The 21,906-nt window shown below is 71.7% G+C and carries 19 protein-coding genes; all 19 read left to right on the top strand.

All coding sequences use genetic code 11. The features are described from left to right. The first annotated feature begins 80 nt into the window (after positions 1-80). The 19 genes from Q9R28_RS08140 to Q9R28_RS08050 all read left to right on the top strand — a co-directional run bounded on the left by Q9R28_RS08140 (position 81) and on the right by Q9R28_RS08050 (position 21,501). Positions 81-1,205 carry a histidinol-phosphate transaminase gene (locus Q9R28_RS08140; RefSeq protein WP_311205860.1) on the top strand — a complete coding sequence of 375 codons (1,125 nt, stop codon included), beginning with the start codon at positions 81-83 and terminating at the stop codon, positions 1,203-1,205. Beyond that, positions 1,202-1,804: an imidazoleglycerol-phosphate dehydratase HisB gene (gene hisB / locus Q9R28_RS08135; protein WP_066653318.1), complete on the top strand. Its 603-nt coding sequence runs from the start codon at positions 1,202-1,204 to the stop codon at positions 1,802-1,804. Before Q9R28_RS08140 ends, hisB begins: the two co-directional genes overlap by 4 nt. Then, complete coding sequence (gene hisH, locus Q9R28_RS08130) at positions 1,801-2,436, top strand: imidazole glycerol phosphate synthase subunit HisH (RefSeq protein WP_066653320.1); 636 nt, start codon at positions 1,801-1,803, stop codon at positions 2,434-2,436. Before hisB ends, hisH begins: the two co-directional genes overlap by 4 nt. 109 nt (positions 2,437-2,545) lie before the next feature. Next, positions 2,546-3,292, top strand: a complete 747-nt coding sequence (gene priA / locus Q9R28_RS08125) for a bifunctional 1-(5-phosphoribosyl)-5-((5-phosphoribosylamino)methylideneamino)imidazole-4-carboxamide isomerase/phosphoribosylanthranilate isomerase PriA (protein WP_066653322.1) — start codon at positions 2,546-2,548, stop codon at positions 3,290-3,292. A gap of 5 nt (positions 3,293-3,297) precedes the next feature. Beyond that, positions 3,298-4,131, top strand: coding sequence for an SseB family protein (locus tag Q9R28_RS08120; protein ID WP_311205859.1), 834 nt, complete (start codon positions 3,298-3,300; stop codon positions 4,129-4,131). Between the two features lie 110 nt (positions 4,132-4,241). Next, positions 4,242-5,120 (top strand): ParA family protein, encoded by an 879-nt coding sequence (locus Q9R28_RS08115; RefSeq protein WP_066653324.1) that lies wholly within the window; start codon positions 4,242-4,244, stop codon positions 5,118-5,120. Further along, complete coding sequence (locus Q9R28_RS08110; RefSeq protein ID WP_396137154.1) at positions 5,104-5,976, top strand: segregation and condensation protein A; 873 nt, start codon at positions 5,104-5,106, stop codon at positions 5,974-5,976. The genes Q9R28_RS08115 and Q9R28_RS08110 overlap by 17 nt, the downstream gene beginning before the upstream one ends. Continuing rightward, complete coding sequence (gene scpB, locus Q9R28_RS08105) at positions 5,966-6,652, top strand: SMC-Scp complex subunit ScpB (RefSeq protein ID WP_285841128.1); 687 nt, start codon at positions 5,966-5,968, stop codon at positions 6,650-6,652. Before Q9R28_RS08110 ends, scpB begins: the two co-directional genes overlap by 11 nt. Positions 6,653-7,931: 1,279 nt before the next feature. After that, positions 7,932-8,687, top strand: a complete 756-nt coding sequence (locus tag Q9R28_RS08100) for a pseudouridine synthase (protein ID WP_066657976.1) — start codon at positions 7,932-7,934, stop codon at positions 8,685-8,687. 20 nt (positions 8,688-8,707) lie between these two features. After that, on the top strand, positions 8,708-9,832 hold the full coding sequence (locus Q9R28_RS08095; protein WP_144411261.1) for a prephenate dehydrogenase: 1,125 nt from the start codon (positions 8,708-8,710) through the stop codon (positions 9,830-9,832). Positions 9,833-10,032: 200 nt separating this feature from the next. After that, positions 10,033-10,716, top strand: coding sequence for a (d)CMP kinase (gene cmk, locus Q9R28_RS08090; protein WP_285841182.1), 684 nt, complete (start codon positions 10,033-10,035; stop codon positions 10,714-10,716). A gap of 122 nt (positions 10,717-10,838) precedes the next feature. Next, on the top strand, positions 10,839-12,362 hold the full coding sequence (der, locus tag Q9R28_RS08085) for a ribosome biogenesis GTPase Der (RefSeq protein ID WP_066653326.1): 1,524 nt from the start codon (positions 10,839-10,841) through the stop codon (positions 12,360-12,362). Positions 12,363-12,377: 15 nt separating this feature from the next. Then, complete coding sequence (locus tag Q9R28_RS08080) at positions 12,378-12,977, top strand: hypothetical protein (RefSeq protein ID WP_311205858.1); 600 nt, start codon at positions 12,378-12,380, stop codon at positions 12,975-12,977. A 70-nt stretch (positions 12,978-13,047) separates the two neighbouring features. Continuing rightward, the gene (locus tag Q9R28_RS08075; RefSeq protein ID WP_209686029.1) at positions 13,048-13,578 is read left to right on the top strand and encodes a hypothetical protein; all 531 of its coding nucleotides are present in this window, start codon (positions 13,048-13,050) and stop codon (positions 13,576-13,578) included. 58 nt (positions 13,579-13,636) lie between these two features. Continuing rightward, complete coding sequence (locus tag Q9R28_RS08070) at positions 13,637-18,100, top strand: FtsK/SpoIIIE domain-containing protein (protein ID WP_311205857.1); 4,464 nt, start codon at positions 13,637-13,639, stop codon at positions 18,098-18,100. 129 nt (positions 18,101-18,229) lie between these two features. Further along, entirely contained in the window at positions 18,230-18,526 is a 297-nt protein-coding gene (locus tag Q9R28_RS08065) for a WXG100 family type VII secretion target (protein WP_058728075.1), read from the top strand. 68 nt (positions 18,527-18,594) lie between these two features. Further along, positions 18,595-19,158 (top strand): hypothetical protein, encoded by a 564-nt coding sequence (locus Q9R28_RS08060; RefSeq protein WP_311205856.1) that lies wholly within the window; start codon positions 18,595-18,597, stop codon positions 19,156-19,158. Continuing rightward, entirely contained in the window at positions 19,155-20,009 is an 855-nt protein-coding gene (locus Q9R28_RS08055) for a hypothetical protein (RefSeq protein WP_209686024.1), read from the top strand. Before Q9R28_RS08060 ends, Q9R28_RS08055 begins: the two co-directional genes overlap by 4 nt. Beyond that, the gene (locus tag Q9R28_RS08050) at positions 20,002-21,501 is read left to right on the top strand and encodes a hypothetical protein (RefSeq protein ID WP_311205855.1); all 1,500 of its coding nucleotides are present in this window, start codon (positions 20,002-20,004) and stop codon (positions 21,499-21,501) included. Before Q9R28_RS08055 ends, Q9R28_RS08050 begins: the two co-directional genes overlap by 8 nt. Positions 21,502-21,906: the final 405 nt, after the last annotated feature.

Genomic DNA, 21,906 nt, shown 5'->3' with positions numbered 1-21,906 from the left:
GACCACCGTCCGGTCGGCGCTCGCCTGACCACCGTCCGGACGGCCGGTCGCCGTCGGGGGTCCCGGCCTACGATGGGTCGGTGGACACCACGCTCGAAGACCTCCCGATCCGTGACGACCTCCGTGGGCAGAGCCCGTACGGAGCTCCGCAGAAGCACGTGCGCGTCCAGCTCAACGTCAACGAGAACACGCATCCCGTACCGGAGGCCGTCGCCGAGGACATCGTCGCCTCGATCCGGCAGGCCCTGGCGACCGTGAACCGCTACCCCGACCGCGAGTTCACCGAGCTCCGCGAGTCCCTCGCGGGCTACCTGAACGGTGGACTCTCCGCCGGGCAGCAGCTCACCCCTGCGCACCTGTGGGCGGCGAACGGGTCGAACGAGGTCCTGCAGCAGCTCCTGCAGGCGTTCGGTGGCCCGGGCCGGTCGGTGCTCGGGTTCCCGCCCACGTACTCGATGCACTCGATCCTCGCGTCCGGCACCGGCACGCGCTGGATCCCCGCGCAGCGCGACGACGAGTTCCGCATCGCGCCGGAGACGGTCGTCGCGGCCATCCGGGAGCACCGACCCGACATCGTGTTCCTGTGCGGCCCGAACAACCCGACGGGCACCCCGCTCGACATCGAGACGATCCGCGCGGCCTACGACGCAACGGACGGCATCGTGATGGTGGACGAGGCCTACGCCGAGTTCATGCCCTCGGACGCCCCGAGCGCCGTCACGCTGCTGCCCGGCCGTCCGCGGCTCGTGGTCTCCCGCACGATGAGCAAGGCCTTCGCCTTCGCCGGAGCCCGTGTGGGGTACCTGGCGGCCGACCCCGCCGTGGTCGACGCGCTCCGCCTGGTGCGGCTGCCCTACCACCTGTCCGCGCTGACGCAGGCGGCGGCGGTGGCCGCGCTCCGGCACGCCCCGGCGATGCTGGCGATGGTCGACGACATCAAGCAGCAGCGTGACCGGATGGTCACGGAGCTCCGGGCGATGGGGTACCGCACGTACGAGACCTGGTCGAACTTCGTCCTGTTCGGCGGGGTCGCCGACCCGAACGCGGCGTTCGAGGCCCTGCTCGACCAGGACGTCATCGTGCGCGACCTCGGCATCCCGAACCACTTGCGCGTGAGTGCGGGGACGGAGGAGGAGACCACCGCGTTCCTCGAGGCCATGCGCCGCGTGGCCGCCGCCCAGCCGCCGGTTAGGGTTGACGCATGACCGCCCGCACCGCCTCGATCAGCCGGAGCACGAGCGAGTCGAGCATCGAGCTCTCGCTCGACCTGGACGGCACCGGTTCGTCCGACGTCTCGACGAGCGTGCCCTTCTTCGACCACATGCTGACGGCGTTCAGCAAGCACTCGCTCATCGACCTCCGCGTGCGCTCGACGGGCGACACCGACATCGACGTGCACCACACGGTCGAGGACACGGGCATCGTGCTCGGGCAGGCCCTGAAGCAGGCCCTCGGCGACCGTGCCGGCATCGGCCGTTACGGCGACGCGCTCGTCCCGCTCGACGAAGCCCTGGCCCAGGCCGTGGTGGACGTCTCCGGTCGTCCCTTCCTCGTGCACTCCGGTGAGCCCGAGGGGTTCGAGTTCCACCGGATCGGTGGGCACTTCACCGGTTCGATGGTGCGCCACGTGTTCGAGGCGATCACGTTCAACGCCGGCATCACGGTGCACGTCCGTGTGCTCGGTGGCCGCGACCCGCACCACATCGCCGAGGCCGAGTTCAAGGCCTTCGCGCGCGCGCTGCGCCGCGCCGTCGAGCTCGATCCGCGGGTCGACGGCATCCCGTCCACGAAGGGGAAGCTGTGACCGCGAAGCCGAACGTCGTCGTCCTCGACTACGGATCGGGCAACGTCCACTCGGCTGCCAAGGCGCTCGAGCGCGCCGGCGCCGACGTCACCCTGACCGCCGACAAGCAGGCCGCGCTCCGCGCCGACGGTCTGCTCGTGCCGGGTGTCGGCGCGTTCGCCGCCGTCGTCGACCAGCTCGAGGGCGTCCGCGGCGGCGAGATCGTCGACCACCGTCTGGCCGGCGGGCGACCGGTGCTCGGCATCTGCGTCGGCATGCAGGTCATGTTCGCCCGCGGGGTCGAGCGCGGTGCGGACGTCGAGGGGCTCGGCCAGTGGCCGGGCACGGTCGAGGAGATCCGTGCCGAGGTCCTGCCGCACATGGGCTGGAACACGGTCGAGGCCCCCGAGGACTCCGTGCTCTTCGACGGCCTGCACGACGAACGGTTCTACTTCGTCCACTCGTACGGCGTGACGGACTTCCCGCTCGACGCTTACGGCCCGTTCCGTGCGCCGCGTCTGACCTGGGCCGAGCACGGGCAGCGGTTCGTCGCCGCGGTGGAGAACGGCCCACTGACGGCCACGCAGTTCCACCCGGAGAAGTCGGGGGAGCCGGGCATCCGGCTGCTCCGCAACTGGGTCGACTCGCTCTGACCCGGCCGTCCACCGGGCGCACGACCGCCCGACGGACGCGAGCCGCGCCTCCCGGCCGTGGCATCCACCGGGGCGGCCGCACCACACCCCACCGAGAACCGACAGGACCATGACCGACCTCACCTCGACCCCGCCCCTCGTCCTGCTGCCCGCCGTCGACGTCGTCGACGGCCAGGCCGTCCGCCTCACGCAGGGCGAGGCCGGCAGCGAGACCTCGTACGGCGACCCCGTCGCCGCGGCCCGCACCTGGCGCGACCAGGGTGCGGAGTGGATCCACCTCGTCGACCTCGACGCGGCGTTCGGGCGCGGTGACAACCGGGCGGTCATCGCGAAGGCGATCCGCGAGGTCGAGGGCGTCTCGGTCGAGCTCTCCGGCGGGATCCGCGACGACGCCTCGCTCGAGGCGGCGCTCGCGACCGGTGCTGCGCGCGTCAACCTCGGCACCGCGGCGCTCGAGAAGCCCGAGTGGGCTGCGCGCGTCATCGGCGAGTACGGCGAGCAGATCGCCGTCGGACTCGACGTCCGCGGAACCACGCTGGCGAGCCGCGGCTGGACCGAGGACGCCGGGGACCTGTGGGAGGTGCTCGACCGGCTCGAGGCCGCCGGGTGCGCCCGCTACGTGGTGACCGACGTCACGAAGGACGGCACGCTGCAGGGGCCGAACGTCGAGCTCCTGCGCGAGGTCTGCGACCGCACCGACCAGCCCGTGGTGGCCTCGGGCGGCATCTCGACGCTCGAGGACCTCCGAGCGCTGCGCGAGCTGGTGCCGCACGGTCTCGAGGGCGCCATCATCGGCAAGGCGCTGTACTCCGGCGCCTTCACGCTGCCGGCCGCCCTCGACATCGCCTCGGAGTAGTCACCGTGGCGGGCATCTCGAACGGTCGCGGCACCGGGCCCGAGGCACCGGCATCGGGGGCGCACGACGACGCCCACACCCCGGGCGGTGCCGCGGACTCGGCGGGGAACCCGTGGGCGGGACGGACCTTCGACGCCCACGACGACGTCTACGCCGACGACGACGGCCTGGCGGACCCGGCGGTCGTCGCCGCGATCACCGCCCTGCAGCAGGGCGGGTCGCAGCGAGAGGTCGTCGAGGCCCTGCGTGGCGCACGACTGCTCATCCCGCTCGTGGCCGAGGCCGGTGACGTCGGCCACACCCCCGACGGGAAGCTCGTCGACAAGACCCAGGAGCTGTCGATCGTCACCGTCGCCGGCCCCGACGGGCGCAGCGTCATGCCGGCGTTCACGTCCGCCGAGGCGATGCGGTCCTGGGACGCCACCGCCCGACCGGTCCCCGCGGACGCACGCCGGGTGGCGATGGCTGCGGCGAGCGAGGAGACGCAGCTCGTCGTGCTGGACCCGACCGCGCCGACCGAGTTCGTGCTCCGTCGACCCGCCGTGTGGGCGATCGGGCAGGACCTGCCGTGGACGCCGTGCTTCGAGGACGCCGAGGTCGGGCAGGCCTTCGCCGCCTCCGTCGTCGACGAGTCCGCCGTCGCACGCGTCGAGCTGTCGCCGGGCGACCCCCTCGGACGCTTCGCCGGTGCCGAGCTGACGGTCGGGCTGGCGCTGCACCCGGGGCTCGACCAGGCTGCCGTCCAGGCGCTCGTCGGCCGGCTGCAGCAGCGGTGGACGGCGGACGCCGTGATCGCGGACCGGGTGGACAGCATGCGCGTGGCGCTGCGACCCGCCTGACGCAGGACCGATCGTGCGGCCGGGAGGCACGGCCCGGCGCCGTCCCGCCCGCTGCGGCCCGTGCGGCGGTGCGACGGGGGCCGCTCGCGCCACGCCGGTACGATGACGGGGTGAGCACGAACCCGACGACCACCCCCGGCTCCGAGCAGACCCCGGTCGGCCCCACCGGTCGGCCCGTCCGGCAGTTCCCGGTGCCCGCGCCGCTCGACGGCCACGGCCCGGCTCGCATCATCGCGCTCTGCAACCAGAAGGGCGGCGTCGGCAAGACCACGACGTCGATCAACCTCGGCGCCGCGCTCGCCGAGTACGGCCGCAGGGTCCTCGCCGTCGACTTCGACCCGCAGGGCGCCCTGTCCGCCGGCCTCGGGGTCCGCACCCACGACGTGCCCACGGTCTACGACCTGCTGATGGGTTCCGTGAAGGACCCGCGCGAGGTCATCCGCCAGACGAACGTGCCGATGCTCGATGTCATCCCCGCGAACATCGACCTGTCCGCCGCCGAGGTCCACCTCGTCAACGAGGTCGCCCGCGAGCAGATCCTGGCGAGCGTCCTCCGCAAGGTGTCGAACGACTACGACCTGATCCTGGTCGACTGCCAGCCGTCCCTCGGCCTGCTGACGGTCAACGCCCTGACGGCAGCACACGGTGTGCTCATCCCGCTCGAGTGCGAGTTCTTCGCGCTGCGTGGTGTGGCGCTGCTCATCGAGACGATCGACAAGGTGCGTGACCGGCTCAACCCGGCGCTGCGGCTCGACGGCATCCTCGCGACCATGTACGACTCGCGGACGCTGCACTCGCGCGAGGTCATGGAGCGCGTGGTGGAGACCTTCGACGACCACGTGCTCGACACGGTCATCAGCCGGACGGTGAAGTTCCCGGACGCGACGGTCTCGGCGCGGCCGATCACGCAGACGGCGCCGGAGCACGCCGCGGCGCACGCGTACCGGGCGCTCGCCAGGGAGCTCGTCGAGCGTGGCGCCGTCGCCTGACCCACCGAGGTCGTCGGCCGACCCGACGACGACGCCGGCCGACCGCGCACCCGCGGGCACCACGACCGCCCCGGGGTTCCGGGTCCGACTGCGCAACTTCGACGGCCCCTTCGACCTGCTGCTCTCGCTGATCACGAAGCACGAGCTCGACATCACCGAGGTCTCCCTCGGCGCCGTCACCGGCGAGTTCATCCAGTACGTCCGCCAGGCCGAGTCCGCCGACGAGCTCGACGAGGCCAGTGAGTTCCTCGTGGTCGCGGCCACCCTGCTCGACCTGAAGATCGCCGGGCTGCTCCCGCAGGGTGAGCTCGTCGACGCCGAGGACGTGGCGTTGCTGGAGGCCCGCGACCTGCTCTTCGCACGTCTCCTGCAGTACCGGGCGTTCAAGCAGGCCGCGGAGTGGTTCGGGGCACGGTGGCAGCAGGAGTCCCGCCGGCACGTCCGCAAGGTCCGCCTCGAGGAACGGTTCCGCGCCCGCACGCCGGAGCTCGTCTGGACGCTGTCGGTGCAGGACTTCGCCGCGATCGCGACGCTGGCCTTCGCACCGCGGGAGATCCCGACCGTGGGGTTGGACCACCTGCACGCCCCGCTCGTGAGCATCCGGGAGCAGGCCGCGATCGTCGTGTCGATCCTCCGGACCCGCGGCGACGAGGACGTGTCGTTCCGTGAGCTGGTGGCCGGCGTCTCGGAGACGGGTATCGTTGTGGCTCGCTTCCTGGCGATCCTGGAGCTGTACCGGAACGCGTCGATCTCGTTCGAGCAGTTCGAACCGCTGGGGGAGCTGACACTCCGCTGGACCGCCGAGGACTGGTCCGACGAGAGCCTCGCGAACCTGGGAGCCGACTATGACGGATGACACACGTGCCGCCGCGTCGAGTGCCGAGCCCGGGGGAGCGGACGAGGTCGCCGAGGCCCGCGCGGTCGAGCAGGAACTGCACGCCCAGCACACCCCGCACCCGGACCTGCCGGTCGACCGGCAGCTCGAGGCCATCCTGATGATCGCCGACGAGCCCCAGTCGCTCGTGTCGCTCGGTGCCGCGGTGGGCGCGCCGGTGCCCGCCGTCCGACAGGCGATCGAGCGGCTCGTCGCCGACTTCGACGGTGTCGACGGCACCGTCCGTCGCGGCTTCGAGCTCCGCGAGGTCGGCGGCGGCTGGCGCTTCTACGTGCGGCGCGAGCTCGACGACGTCGTCGAGCAGTTCGTCGAGGCCGAGCGGCCGGCACGACTGTCGCAGGCCGCGCTCGAGACCCTCGCGGTCGTCGCCTACAAGCAGCCGATCACCCGGTCGCAGATCGCCTCGATCCGAGCGGTGAACGTCGACGGTGTCGTCCGCACGCTCGTCGCCCGGGGGCTCATCGAGGAGTCGTTCACCGACGCCGAGACCGGGGCCGTCAACTACGTCACGTCCGACCTGCTGCTCCAGCAGCTCGGCATCAACTCGCTCGACGAACTGCCGCTGATCTCGCCTCTGCTGGAGGACGGCGCGGACGGTTTCGGGCACAACGAAGGGATCCCCGATGGCCGCGTTTGAGGACGAACGACGAGGTGGGTCCCGAGGGGGATCCGACGGACGCTCCGGCGGGTACGGTCGCGGTTCCGACCGCTCCGGCTCGGGTCGGTCTGGAGGCGCGGGGCGCGACCGCGCCGCTGGTCCCGGCCGTGCGGACGGCCGGTCCGGTGAGGACCGTGGCGGGTACCGCGGACGCGAGGAGCGTCCGACGGGTGGCGACCGCGGCGGCCACCGCGGGCGCGACGACCGGGCCGGTGGTGACCGTGGCGGGTACCGCGGTCGTGACGACCGTTCGGGTGGCGAGCGTGGTGGGTACCGCGGCGGCTCGGACCAGAGTGGGTACCGCGGTCGTGACGACCGTTCGGGTGGCGAGCGTGGTGGGTACCGCGGCGGCTCGGACCAGGGCGGCTACCGCGGGCGCGATGACCGTTCGGGTGGTGAGCGTGGTGGGTACCGCGGCGGCTCGGACCAGGGCGGGTACCGGGGGCGCGATGACCGTTCGGGTGGCGAGCGTGGCGGGTACCGCGGGCGGGACGACCGTTCGGGTGCTGACCGTGGCGGGTACCGCGGCAGGGACGAGCGATCCGGTGGTGACCGCGGACGGTTCGTGAGCCGCGACACCGACCAGCGCAGCAACGACCGCGGCGGGTTCGTCCGTCGCGAAGACGACCACTCCGGCGGGTACCGCGGCCGTGACGACCGGTCCGGTGGCGAGCGCGGCGGGTACCGCGGCCGTGACGACCGGTCCGGTGGCGAGCGTGGTGGGTACCGCGGCCGTGACGACCGGTCCGGTGGCGAGCGCGGTGGGTACCGCGGCCGCGATGAACGTCCCGGTGGCGAGCGTGGTGGGTACCGCGGCCGTGACGACCGGTCCGGTGGCGAGCGCGGTGGGTACCGCGGCCGCGAGGACGACCGCCGCGGCGCAGACCGTCGCGACGCCGGTCACCGACCGGACCGCAGCGCCGACCGCCGGGACGACCGCCGTGACGACCGCCGTGACCCAGCGCGCGAGGACCGCCGAACCCCCGACGGCCGACCGAGCACCGTCTGGCACAACGGCCGTCGCTACGTCGGCGGCACGACCACCGCACGCAACGGTGACCGGCCGGGCGCGGGCGCGCGGGGACGCGTGCCGAGCAGCGCGGAGCGCGGGACGACGCCGCGCCCGGAGGGCGCTCGTGACGAGCACGGCGTCCCGGTGGAGGGCACGCCCGAACGTCCGATCATCCCCGACTGGGACGCGACCGAGGCAGGGGCGTCCGCCGGGGGTGTCCCGAGCCTCCAGGCCGACGGCGAGCGTCTGCAGAAGGTGATCGCCGCTGCGGGCATCGCGTCCCGGCGGGTCGCGGAGAACCTGATCGTCGAGGGTCGCGTCACCGTCAACGGTGAGGTCGTCGACGCCCTCGGACGCCGCGTCGACCCCGAGACGGACGCGATCGCGGTGGACGGCGTGCCGGTGCAGGTCGACAGCTCCCGGCGGTACGTGCTGCTCAACAAGCCGGTCGGGATCGTGTCGAGCCTGCAGGACGAGCGCGGTCGACGCGACCTGTCGGAGTTCGTCGACCGGTACGAGGAGCGCCTGTTCAACGTCGGTCGGCTCGACACCGAGACGTCCGGGCTGCTCCTGCTGACGAACGACGGCGACCTGGCACACGTGCTGGCCCACCCGTCGTTCGGCGTGACGAAGACCTACATCGCCAAGGTCGCGGGCAACGTGAACCCGGCGACGGTGCAGCGGCTGCTCGACGGGGTGGAACTCGAGGACGGACCGATCGCCGCGGACAAGGTCCGGCTGCTGGAGTCCGCTCGCGGTGAGTCCCTGGTCGAGATCAGCCTGCACTCGGGGCGCAACCGGATCGTGCGACGCATGCTCGACGCGGTCGACCACCCGGTGCTCGAGCTCGTGCGCCGGTCGTTCGGCCCGCTGCAGCTCGGATCGCTGCCGATCGGCAGGGTGCGCGAGCTGTCCACGGTCGAGCTCGGGGCGCTCCTCCGCATCGCCCGCGACGCGAAGGGTGCTGCACCGGGCGACGCCGACGAGGAGGCTGCCGACTGACGCTCGGTAGGCTGAGGCCCGTGACCGACGCCCCCGCCCCGCTCGCCGAACCGGACATCGACCGGCGGCTGCGCGGACCCGTGCGGGTCGTCGGCGCCGGGCTGCTCGGCGCCTCGATCGGGCTCGCCCTGCGCGAGAAGGGCGTCGACGTCGTGCTCGACGACGTCTCACCGGCCGCGCTGGCGCTCGCCGTCGACTACGGCGCGGGTCGTCGACCGGCCGACGGCGACGAGCCGGAGCTCATCGTGGTCGCGGTCCCGCCGGACGTGGTGGCAGCGGTGGTCGAGCGTGAGCTCGTCGCGTTCCCGCGCGCGGTCGTGACCGACGTCGCGAGCGTGAAGACCGGGCCGCTCGCACGCCTGCGGGCATCGGGCGCCGACGTCAGCCGGTACATCGGGTCGCACCCGATGGCGGGCCGGGAGCGCAGCGGACCGACGGCGGCGCGGGCCGACCTGTTCGTCGGACGCCCGTGGGTGATCGCCGGCCACGACGCCATCTCCTACCAGCGTGCCGCGGTGGTCGAGGACCTCGCCCTCGACGTGGGAGCGACGGTCGTCCCGATGGAGCCGGACTCCCACGACCTCGCCGTCGCGTACGTCTCGCACGCGCCGCAGCTCGTCTCGACCCTGATGGCCGCACGGCTGCAGGAAGCCCCCGACGGGTCGCTCGACCTGGCGGGCGGCGGTGTCCGCGACGTCACGCGGATCGCCGCCAGCGACCCCGGCCTGTGGGTGCAGATCATCGGGGCGAACGCCGCGAACATCCGGCCGGTGCTGACGGACCTGCGTGACGACCTCGACCGGGTCCTCCGCGCGCTCGACGACCCGGACGGCCAGGGGTCCCCCCGGACGATCGCCGAGACCATCGCCGCCGGCAACCGCGGGGTCGAGCGGCTCCCCGGCAAGCACGGTACGACCAAGCGCTTCGCCCAGGTGGTCGTCCTCGTCGACGACACCCCGGGGCAGATCGCCGCACTCCTGCAGTTCATCGGGGAGATCGGCATCAACCTCGAGGACATGCGCCTCGAGCACTCACCGGGCGCACCGATCGGCATCGTCGAGGTGTCGGTCGTGCCCGAGCAGGAACAGCGACTCGTCGAGGAACTCGAGGGGCGCGGATGGAGGATCGCAGCAGCATGGGCATGAACGACGACACGCACGTCACCCTGGACGAGTCCGGCGTCACCGGGGGACCCGAGGGCCCCGACTCCGGCCTGCCCACCCCGACGCCGCCGGGCGACGGAGCGGCCGGCGGAGCCGACGGCGGCGCGCTCGGCGGGCCGGCCGGCGGCCTGGGCACCCCCGGTGGCGAGCCGGGTTCGACCAGCGCTCCGGTCCCGTCCGGTCTGCCGCAGGGCGCCTTCGTGGCGAAGACCGTCATCGCGGTCGACGGACCCGCGGGCAGCGGCAAGTCGAGCGTCTCGCGCGCCGCGGCCCGTGCGCTGGGCTTCGGGTACCAGGACACCGGTGCCGCCTACCGCGCCCTGGCGTGGCACGCACTGCAGCAGGGCATCGACCTCGACGACCCCGCGGCCGTCGTGGCGAGCTGGGACACCTTCGACTACGCGATCGGCACCGACCCCGACGAGTACTTCGTGCGCGTCGGCGACACCGACGTGACCGACGCGATCCGCACGCCGGAGGTCACCGCAGCGGTCGCGCACATCGCGAAGCTGCCCGAGGTCCGCGAGAAGCTCGTGCAGCTCTTCCGACAGGTCATGCGGAAGGCCGACGCGCAGGGCATCATCACCGAGGGGCGCGACATCACCACGGTCGTCGCACCCGATGCCGAGGTCCGCATCCTGCTGACCGCCGACGAGTCGGTTAGGATGGCTCGGCGCTCGGCAGAGGTCACCACGCAGTCAGCCGCCGAGACCTCCGCCGCACTCGCCCGTCGAGACGCGGCGGACGCGAAGGTCGTCGACTTCATGAACGCCGCCGACGGCGTCACGACGCTCGACTCCACCGACCTCGACTTCGACCAGACCGTCCAGGCGGTCGTCGACCTGGCCCGAGCGGCCACGCACTGACGCACGACCGGGCGCCGCCCGGTCACCACGACCGGGCTGCCCGGTCACCACGGCCGGGGAACCGGCCCGGCCGGCACCGGCCACCGACACCGCGGCTCCGGTCGCACACGAGGAAACCCACCATGGCCCAGCAGGACAGCCACGACAACGACGACTTCCCGGAGTACGACGACGCGCTCGGCGAACGGCTCGCCGGACTCGACGACGCCGAGGCGGACCAGCGTGCGAACGCGCTCCGCGTCGGGCTCGACGAGTACGAGCTCGACGACGAGGACGTCGCGCTCCTCGACGCCGGCGAACTCGGCGAGGACGGCGTCCACTACCTGCCCGCGTACCCGGTGCTCGCGATCGTCGGGCGGCCGAACGTCGGCAAGTCGGCGCTCGTCAACCGCATCATCGGTCGACGCGAGGCCGTCGTGCAGGACGTCCCCGGCGTCACCCGCGACCGCGTGAGCTACAAGGCCGAGTGGAACGACAAGCGCTTCACGCTCGTCGACACCGGCGGGTGGGAGCCCGACGCCCGCGGCATCAACGCCTCGGTCGCCGCCCAGGCCGAGGTCGCCGTCGACCTGGCCGACGCCGTGCTCTTCGTCGTCGACGTCACGGTCGGCATCACCGCCACCGACGAGCACGTCGTGAAGATGCTCCGTGGGACCGACCGTCCGGTCATCGTCGTGGCGAACAAGGCCGACGACGACCGCCGTGACCTCGACGCCTTCGAGCTCTGGAACCTCGGGCTCGGCGAGCCGCACCCCGTCTCGGCGCTGCACGGCCGCGGTGTCGCGGACCTGATGGACCTCATCATCACGACGCTCCCCGACACGTCGGCCGTCGCCAAGCAGGAGGTCGGCGGCCCCCGTCGCGTCGCGATCCTCGGGCGCCCGAACGTCGGCAAGAGCTCGCTGCTGAACAAGGCGGCGGGCGAGGAGCGCGTCGTCGTCAACGACCTCGCGGGCACCACGCGCGACCCGGTGGACGAGCAGATCGAGCTCGGCGGGCGCGTCTGGCGTTTCGTCGACACCGCCGGCATCCGGAAGCGCGTGCACCTGCAGCAGGGCGCGGACTTCTACGCGTCGCTCCGCACGACCGCGGCGCTCGAGAAGGCCGAGGTCGCCGTCGTCGTGCTCGACGTGACCGAGCCGATCTCGACGCAGGACCTGCGCATCATCGACCTGGTCCTCGAGTCCGGTCGGGCACTCGTCCTGGCCTACAACAAGTGGGACCTGCTCGACGACGACCGGCGTCGCTACCTCGAGCGCGAGATCGAGCAGGACCTGGCGCACGTGGCCTGGGCGCCGCGCGTGAACATCTCCGCCCGGACGGGTCGCCACCTCGAGAAGCTCGTCCCGGCGCTCGAGACCGCACTCGAGTCGTGGGACACCCGCATCCCGACCGGCAAGGTCAACGCCTTCATCGCCGAGCTCGTGCAGGAGCACCCGCACCCGGTCCGCGGCGGCAAGCAGCCCCGCATCCTGTTCGGGACGCAGGCGTCGAGCCAGCCGCCGACGTTCGTGCTCTTCACCTCGGCGTTCCTCGACCCGCAGTACCGCCGCTTCATCACGCGTCGTCTGCGCGAGGTGTGGGGCTTCGAGGGGACGCCGATCAACGTCAACATGCGGGTGCGCGAGCGCCGCAAGCGCACGTAGCGGTCGGACGACGACGTGGCACGGCGAGCACGGCGAGGCCCCCTGGCGGGCCTGCTGGCGCTCGCCGTCGTCGTGTCCGGGGTCGGTGCCGCCTGGCTCGTCACCGGTGACGACGACGTCGTGCGGACCGCACGTGCCACCGACCGAGCGTCGACGGCACCGGAGGGAGCCGGACCGCTCGGGGTGTCGAACGCCCTCGGCGCTCCGATCCCCGGTGCCGACCGACGACCGGACGTCCCGCGCAGCGTCGAGGACTGGGTCGGCCGGGTCCTGCCCGTCTCCGGCCCCGTGGTGCCCCTGGTCGACGGGATCGCCGCGACCGTCCGGATCGAGCGCATCGACGAGTCGTCCGTGGCGGTCCGGATCGACGACCTGTCCTCGCCGCCGGGCACGCGCGCGGTCCGACTCGTCCTGTCGCCGGACGCGATGCCCGACCGCAGCACCCTCGCGCACGCCCCCGGCGTCGTGACGGCCTCCGTCGACGAACACACGTCCGGGGGCTTCTCGCTCATCACCGACGGCTCGTCGCTCCAGGCGGACACCCGTTCCGCGGCCCTGGTGGACGACGAGACCGACGAGGTGCTCGGCGTCGCACTGCTCGTCCCCGCCGACTGAGGGGACCCGCGTCGACCGACGAGGACCGGCCCGCACCTCGGACACGTCCCGGATGCGGCACCATTGACGTGTGCGTCTCCCCGTCCTCGCCGACCGTCTCTGGTGCCGGCTGCACCTGGACCGTCTCGCCGGTGGGCGACAGGCCGACTACGTGATCCGCGAGGACATGCTCGCCCACCCGGACACGGTCCGTTCGTTCCGGTGGATCCGCTGGTTGCTCGTCGCCGAGACCGCGGTCGGACTCGCGGCGATCGTCGTCGCCGTGCTGCTCACCCGTGCGGGGGAGACCGTGGCCTGGGCCGTCTGGTTCCGGGCGACCGTGGTGCTCCTCATCACCCTGACGCTCTACGTGTTCGCGTGGCGGGCGCAGCTCGGCTACTACTGGGCGTACCAGCGCCTCCGGCTCTTCAGCAGGATCTTCCCGGTCGTGACCCTGGTCGTCGCTGCCGTCCCCGGGCTCTACCCGTTCTGGATGGTCATCGAGCAGATCCTCTTCTCGCTCCTGATGATCGGCATCGGCGACGTGCTGACGAGCGACCACATGCGCGCGACGTTCCCGAAGCCGGTCCGCACGCCGCGGGAGGACCACTCCACGGACTGACCGACGGCGGTCCCCAGGTCGGCGTGCACCCGTACGATGGTCGGCACGGGGGTGGTGTGTGAAACTCAAGGTGACCATCGCGGGGCCACGAGCAGACCGCGACGTCGTGGTGACGGCGGACGTGACGGCGACCATCGGTTCGCTCGCCGACCGGCTGTCCCGTGGGCGGACGGCGGCCGACGGCGTCCCGCTGACGCTGCGCGTGTGGTTCCCCGACCGACCGCAGCCCCGCCTGCTCAACCCGTCCGCGACGGTGCACGAGTCGTCGCTCCGTTCCGGCTGCCGGGTCGAGGTCGTCGCCGCGACCGACCGCCGCCGGGGCGACGACGTCGAGGACGCCCCCGCGGCCGTGGCGCACGTCGTCTCGGGGCCGGATGCCGGCAACGAGTACACCCTGTCCGAAGGGGTGAACCTGATCGGCCGCGACGCGATGGCCCAGGTCTGGCTCGCCGGGGACGACCTGGTCTCCCGTCGTCACGCCACGGTCACGATCGGCGACACGGTCGAGGTCGTCGACCTGAACTCCGCGAACGGGGTCGAGGTCGACGGACGGCTCGTCGCGCGGGCGTTCGTCGACCCGGAGACGACGGTCTCGGTCGGTGACACCACGCTGCGCATCCGACCGCTGCCCGCCGCACCGTCCGTGCCGGGCACGGGTACCCCGGCGTCCGCGGTCCCCGAGGTGGACTTCAGCCGCTCGCCCCGCGTCGAGCCAGCGCACCGCGGCCGGCAGTTCACGCTGCCCGAGATCCCGGTCCCGGGGGAGAAGCCCCGGCTGCCGATGATCGCGATCATCGCGCCGATCATCCTCGGCGCGGTCCTGTTCCTCGTCACGAAGCAGCCGTACACGCTGATCTTCATCGCGCTCTCGCCGGTCATCATGATCGGGACGTGGATCGACCAGCGTGTCCAGGCCCGGCGGCGCCGCCGCGACGAACGCCAGCGGTTCGAGGAGTCGCTCGCCGACTCGCGCGAGCGGCTGGCGGCGGCCCGCACGACGGAGATCGCGGCGCGGACGGCCGAGTCGCCGGCCCCGGCCGTCGTGACGGCGGCGATGCGCGACCGCTCGGCGCTGCTGTGGACCCGGAAGCCCGAGCACACCACCTTCCTCGAGGTCCGCTTCGGTGCCGGCACGCAGCCGTCGCGGTCGACCGTCACGCTGCCCTCCAGGAACTCCGGCAGCGTCGACGACTGGAACCGCGCCGAAGCACTCGCCGACGAGTACGCCACGGTCGGGCCGGTGCCCGTGGTGGAGACGTTCGAACGTGCCGGCGCGATCGGTGTCGCCGGCACCGGGCTGGCGGCGGACGACGTCGCACGGTCGCTCGTGGTGCAGCTCGCGGGGCTGCACAGCCCGGCGGACCTCGTGCTCACCGCCTTCGCCGGCGGCACCACCACCGACCAGTGGTCCTGGCTGAAGTGGCTCCCACACGTCGACTCGCCCTACAGCCCACTGCGGTCCACGGGGCTCGTGCACGACTTCGCCGGCGCCTCGACGCTGCTGGCCGAGCTCGAGGGACTCGTGGCGACCCGCCGTGCAGCCGGCTCGGGCCGTGGTGAGCAGGTCCGGTCGCGCATCGACGAGTCCCGCGCCCTCGACGAGGACCACGGCGAGTCCGTCGACCGCCTGCCCGCGACGCCGGCCGTCGTCGTGCTCGTCACCGCCGAGGCTCCCGCCGACCGTGCCCGTCTCGTCGCCCTGGCCGAGGAGGGCCCGGACCTCGGCGTCCACGTCCTCTGGCTCGCGCCCACGCTGCAGGCACTGCCCGTCGTCTGCCGGACGCAGATCGTGCTCGACCGGACGAGCGGGTCTGCCACCGTCGGCTTCGTCCGGTCCGGGCAGTCCGTGGTGCTCGACGAGCTCGACCGGGTGGACAGCATCGAAGCAGCGACCGTCGCCCGTGCGATCGCCCCGATCCAGGACTCCGGCGCGCGGGTCCTCGACGAGACCGACCTGCCGCACAGCGTGGCGTTCGTCGACCTGTACGAGGGCGACGTCGCCGGTGACCCGTCCGCGATCGTCCAACGGTGGTCGAAGAACGACAGCCTGACTGCCGCGTGGTCACCGGGATCCGGGCGCGAGAGCGGCGGCGTCCGTGCCGTCGTCGGTCAGGGACCGAGCGAGCCGCTCGCCCTCGACCTCCGCGCCCACGGCCCGCACGCGCTCGTCGGCGGGACCACGGGCGCCGGCAAGAGCGAGTTCCTGCAGACGTGGATCATGGGCATGGCGACCGAGTACGCGCCGGATCGACTCACGTTCCTGCTCGTCGACTACAAGGGTGGCGCGGCGTTCGCCGAGTGCGTCGGCCTGCCGCACACCGTCGGGCTCGTCACCGACCTCAATCCGCACCTCGTCCGCCGCGCCCTCACCTCGCTGCGGGCCGAGCTCCGGTACCGCGAGCACCTGCTCAACGACCGTGGCGCGAAGGACCTCGTCACGCTCGAGCAGCGCGGTGACCCGGCGGCACCGCCCGTGCTCGTCATCGTCATCGACGAGTTCGCCGCACTCGCCACCGAGATCCCGGAGTTCATCGACGGCGTCATCGACGTCGCGCAGCGCGGTCGGTCCCTCGGACTGCACCTCGTGATGGCGACCCAGCGCCCGAGCGGGGTCATCAAGGACTCCCTCCGGGCGAACACGAACCTCCGCATCGCCCTCCGCGTCGCCGACCCGGTCGACAGCGAGGACGTCCTCGGCGTGGCCGACGCCGCCTTCTTCGACCCGGGCACCCCCGGTCGCGCGGCCGCCAAGATCGGCCCGGGACGCGTGCTGGACTTCCAGACCGCCTACCTCGGTGGTCGCTCCGACGACGTCGTGCACGAGCCGGACGTCGACGTGCAGGACTTCCCCTTCGGCCCCGGCAGCACCTGGCCGAGTCCACCGCGGGCACCGCGCGACTCGACGCGGGCGCGCGACATCGAGCGGCTCGCCGCCACGATCGTCCGCGCGGCGGACCGGCAGGGCCTCGAGGTCCCCCGGAAGCCGTGGCTGGACCAGCTGCCCGATGCAGTCGGCCTGGAGGCACTGCCCGCCTCCGACGGGTCGGCACTCGTGATCGGGACGGTCGACCTGCCCGAGTCCCAGCGGCAGACCCCGTTCCGTCTCGACCTCGACGCGGCCGGCAACGTGGCCGTGCTCGGCGCGGGCGGGGCCGGGAAGTCCGCGGCGCTCCGCGCCGTGGCGGTGGCGGCCTCCGCCGCAGCGGACCGGTTCCCGGTCCGGATCACCGGACTGGACTTCGGCGGTGGTGGCCTGCGCATGCTCGAGGCGCTGCCGACGGTGGGCACCGTGATCAGCGGGCCGGACGACGAACGGATCACGCGCCTCCTGGCCGACCTCGAGTCGACCGTCGCCGACCGCTCCGGGCGGTTCGCGGCCGCCCGGGCCGCGAACCTCAGCGAGTACCGCGACGTGACCGGCATCGCCGAACCGCGCATCCTCGTCCTGGTCGACGGCATGGGGGCGTTCCGCAACGAGTACGAGTTCCGCCTCGGCACCCAGCCGGTCTTCGACCAGCTCGTCGCGATCGCGGCGACCGGGCGCGGGCTGGGCGTGCACCTGGTGATGAGTGCGGACCGCATCGCGGCCTTCCCGTCGAACCTGCAGGCCGCGATCGGCGAGCGCATCGTGCTCCGCCTGGCGACCGAGATGGAGTACCACGCGGCCGACGTGCCGGCGGACGTGCTCGAGGACGCCGTGCCCGGCAGGGGACTCGTCGACGAGCACGAGGTCCAGGTGGCGGTGCCCGGTGGCAGCGCCGACCTCGTCGCGCAGGCGGTGGCGGTCGACGAGCTCGCCGCCGACCTGCTGCGCCGTGGTGTCGCGGAGGCCCCGCCGATCCGCCGACTGCCCGAGGACGTCGATCGAGCCGCGCTGCCGGTCGCCGTGGCCGGGCGACCGACGATCGGCCTCGCGGACGACACCCTCGGCCCGGTGGGCATCCCGACCGACGGCCTCTTCGTGGTCACGGGACCCTTCGGCTCCGGACGCTCGACCACCATGCGGACCGTCCTGCGGTCCGTGCGCGCGACGTGGCCGGACCGACCCGCGCACCTGGTCGTCGGCAGGCGGTCCACGCTGCGCGACGCCACCGACTGGGCGTCGGCGGCGCAGGACGCGACGGACGCCGAGGCCATCGCCTCGCAGCTCGCGACCGCGCTCGAGAGCGGTGCGTCGAGCGGGCCGGACCCGGTGATCGTGATCGAGAACGTCGGTGACTTCGAGGGGCTGCCCGCGGAGAGCCAGGTCGCGCGGCTCGTCAAGGCCGCCCGCCGTGCTGGCGTGTTCGTGCTCGCCGAGGCCGACACGGTCACGGCCCCGAACGCGTGGCAACTCTTCGCCGAGCTGAAGACCGCGCGTGCCGGGATCGCCCTGCAACCGGAGGAGACCGACGGGCTCACGCTCTTCCGGACGGCGTTCCCGCGGGTGACCCGGACCGACTTCCCCGTCGGGCGCGGCATCATGGTCGACTCCGGGCGGATCACCCGCGTGCAGGTCGCTCGGGACCCCGAGTCCTCCTGATCGGGGACCCGTTCGTCCCCCTCGAACGGGGGTGTGGACATCGCATGGGTGATTTGTTCCGGACCGGTGTTACCGTTGTCGCGGTCGCCGGAGGGGCTGGCGATCCAGACCACCGTGAAGGGGTGCAACGTGGCCAACATCAACGTCTCCTACCAGGAGCTCAACAGCAACGCCGACCGTCTGCTCGCAGGGCGTGACGAGATCAACGCGACCCTGTCGAAGCTGCAGGCACAGATCGCGTCGCTGACCCAGGCCGGGTTCCAGACGGACCGTTCCTCCGGTGCCTACAACGAGGCGTACAACCGCTTCACGAGCGGCGCGCAGAACACCATCGGCGGGCTCAACGACCTCGCGCAGTTCCTCCGCACGACCGCGCAGACGCTGGGCGACGTCGACCAGCAGCTCGCGTCGCGACTCGGGCGCTGATCGGGACGACCGGACCAGGGACGGCCGGCGCTGCAGGTGCCGGCCGTCTCCTCCGTTGGGGGTAGAGCATGTACGGGGAGATGGCACAGCTCCGGGCGAAGGCCCGTGCGCTGCGCGACGACGCCGACGGGCTGCGGTCACGAGCGAGCGCGCTCGTGGCGCAGGCCGACGGGCTGTCGTCGGCGGGGAAGGCCGCCGACGCCGTGCGTCGTCGCGTCCAGGAGTCGGGCACGGAGCTCGGCAAGAAGGCGCAGCTGCTCGACGAGGCAGCAGACGCACTCGATGCGCACGCCAAGGCAGTCGACGCCGTGAAGGCACAGATCGCGGAAGCCGAACGCATCGCACGTGACCTCTGGAACCAGGCCGCGCACCTGGCGGCGAACGTCGTGAACGCCGTCAAGGACGTCGCGTCGAACGCAGTCAACGGCTTCATGCAGGTGATCGGTGCCGCGGGCTCGGGGGAGCCCGACCACGTCCGTGTCTCCGTCCACGAGCTCGGTGGCCAGCAGGTCTCCGACGGCCAGGTCGCGAGCGCAAAGTCGTTCATCGCGCAGGTGCCGTCACCGCCGCCGTCCGGGTCGAAGGACTGGATCGACGTGCGCGGCGCCGCCATCCGGAACGGCGTCGGATGAGCGGGGCACCGGCGACCGACGTCATCGACTGGGACCTGACCGTCGACGAGCTACGCACCGTCCGTGAGCACCTGCCCGGTCTCGTCCTGCCGTCCTTCGTACCCTCGGGGGCGCAGGACCAGCAGTCCACGGGAGCGCTGGTCGAGCGCGGGGTGCTCACGCGACAGCCCGACGCTGACGCTGAGTCGTGGTCGGATGACCTCGACGCGCCGTTCCTGCTCACGCTCGCACTGCAGAACGCCGGCTCGATCGTCATCCAGGTGAGCGCCTGGGCCCCCGACACGACGTGGGCGCACTCGACCGTCATCGGGGGCGACGCTGCTTCGCACCTCACCGTGCAGGGCGCGCGGTCCGGCGACGGCAGCCGTGCGCACCTGCGCGGGACGGTGCTCGACCAGGCGTGGTCGTCACTCGTCGAACTCATCCCGTCGCTCGAGGTCACCGACCCGGCCCGTGGGACGACGACGGTCAGCACGGTTGCCTCGCAAGCGTTGGTCGACGCCATCCAGCGCGGCGACGCCCGGGTGCTCGATGCCGTCGTCGACGAACTGCACGTCCCGACCGATGCGGTCGGCCTGTTCCGTGGCCTGGCCGAGCCCGTGCAGCACGGCTTCCGCGTGAAGGCCTTCACCGCTGACCGTGGCCCGGTCTTCGTCGCGGACTGGTTCGGCACCCGCCGCGGATGGCTGCGGATGAGCGTCGGGATCGACGCGGGAGCGCGTGGCTCGGAGGTCACGCCCGAACTCCTCACTGATGCCGGCACGGTCACCGTGACGGCGCAGACGGACCAGGAGATCCGCACGGATCTGCTCGGGCTCGTCGCTGGACTCATCAGGGATCGAGATGTCTGACGGGATCAAGGTCGACTACGCGGAGATCGATCGCCTGACCACGGGGATCACCGCGCTCAACGCCTTCGCTGGGCCGCTCGTACCGAAGGTCGGGGCGCTGTCGGTGGACGGGGACCTGCTCGCTTCGGCGATCCTGTCGCCGGGTACGGCGCTCGCGGCCGAGGGCGCGGTGATGAACGCTTCGGCGCAGCTCAGCGTAATGATCGTCTCCAGCGAGGCGCTCGTGATCATCACGGCGTCGATCTCGAAGGTGTACGAGGCTGCTGAGGTCGCCCTGGCCGCGGCGGCGGCGCTCGCGGATGAAGCGGTCGATCAGGCCTTGCTCATCGGGGGGTTGCCGGTCACTCTGGTGACTGTCGTCGATCTACTCGGAGTGTCGCTCGCAACCGGGGCATTCCTGGAGGGGGGTCGGGCGCTCGTTGTGTCGCTGGGCGACGCGCTAGGTAATCCTTCGAGCTGGCGAACATCTGGGGGATTTGCGGGGGAAGTAGCGCGAAGATTCATCGACAACTTCTCCACGTCGAACTTCAGCGCTTGGTCCCTGAAAGCATTCGAGACGGCATTGGGATCGCACGGAGACATTGGTTATGACGCCCTCCTGTCGTTGCTGCTACATCAGGGCGGTGCTTTGCGCTTGTTCGAAGATGGAGCAGGGACGACAAGTCCTTCCGACCTCGGAAACACGCTCAAGAAGCAGAATGATCTCGATCAGATCGCCACGGACGTGTACGGTCGTGCCCAGCAATCGGAGGAGGATGATTACGTACCTCCGCTGCTGACGGACGAGAACGGCAACATCGTGCCACGGAGTGTCGACGAACTATGGGCTGGTGCTGCACAGATTGACGGGATCGGAGCGAAGGAGTACGGGGATCTACGCGTGATGCGTGTTGATGGCCCGGGTGGACCGCGATTCGTCGTCCAGATTCCGAGCACGCAGGTATGGGACCCAAGAGCGGGTACTGTTCCAAATGATGTGACTTCGGATGTCCTGGCAATGCGCTACGGAGATTCGACGACGCTGGCTCAGACGGTGCGGTCGACGCTCGACCGCATACCGGAGATCCGTGACGGTCACGCTCCTGTGATGCTCACCGGATTCAGTCTCGGCGGTATCACAGCAGGCGCCATTGCCGAGGATCCGCAGGGTCTCAACGTGCAGCAAGTCGTTACCGCTGGTGCGCCGATCGGCCGGATGGACATTCCCGACTCCACTGCGGTGACGTCGTTCGAAGCGCGCGAAGACCCGGTTGCGCGTCTCGATGGGGCTACAAATCCTTCAAGGGATGGTTGGAACACGATCAGTGCACCAGCTCCCGCATTATCTGGCCACGGGGGCGAGCAAGACTTCGCAACCGCGCACAACGCTTCGCGTTATGCCATCATGGCAAGGCAACATCCTGACAGCCCCGGCTTGGCAGAAGTTGATCGATTCCTGCAGGGTCAACAGACGGTCCAGGACTACCGATTGGAGCGAAGTGCGGGTAAGTAAGTGGGCGAAAGCGGGCAGCGTCGTGTCGTTGCTGACAACCACGGCGCTCCTCCTTTCTGGCTGCTCGGGAGCCTCGGCCGCCCGGGGGCAGACAACCCAGGAGGCTGAGCAATTTCTGCGATCGCTCGCGGGCGTGGAAGCTGCTGAGGTCTCTGTGGAGCGGAACACGTCGGGACTAGACACCAGCAACTCCAACCGAGCCTTGATCATCCTTACTCTTGACCCGAAGACCACAACCGACTCGATCGACGACGCGGAAGTGGATGCGATAATCCAGACTGGATGGTCCCTACAAGCAAATCGGGAACTGGCCAACGGAGTTGGAATTGGGTTGCAGGGGGCGCCCAAGGTCAGTCTCGGCAAGGTGCTTGAGCGATCAGGTTGGGTGAAGACGGGTGCCGCGCT

This window comes from Curtobacterium sp. BRD11 (assembly GCF_031844345.1).
Taxonomy (GTDB): domain Bacteria; phylum Actinomycetota; class Actinomycetes; order Actinomycetales; family Microbacteriaceae; genus Curtobacterium.
Note: the sequence above shows the minus strand (reverse complement) of the source record. Positions and strands in the feature narration are given on the sequence as shown.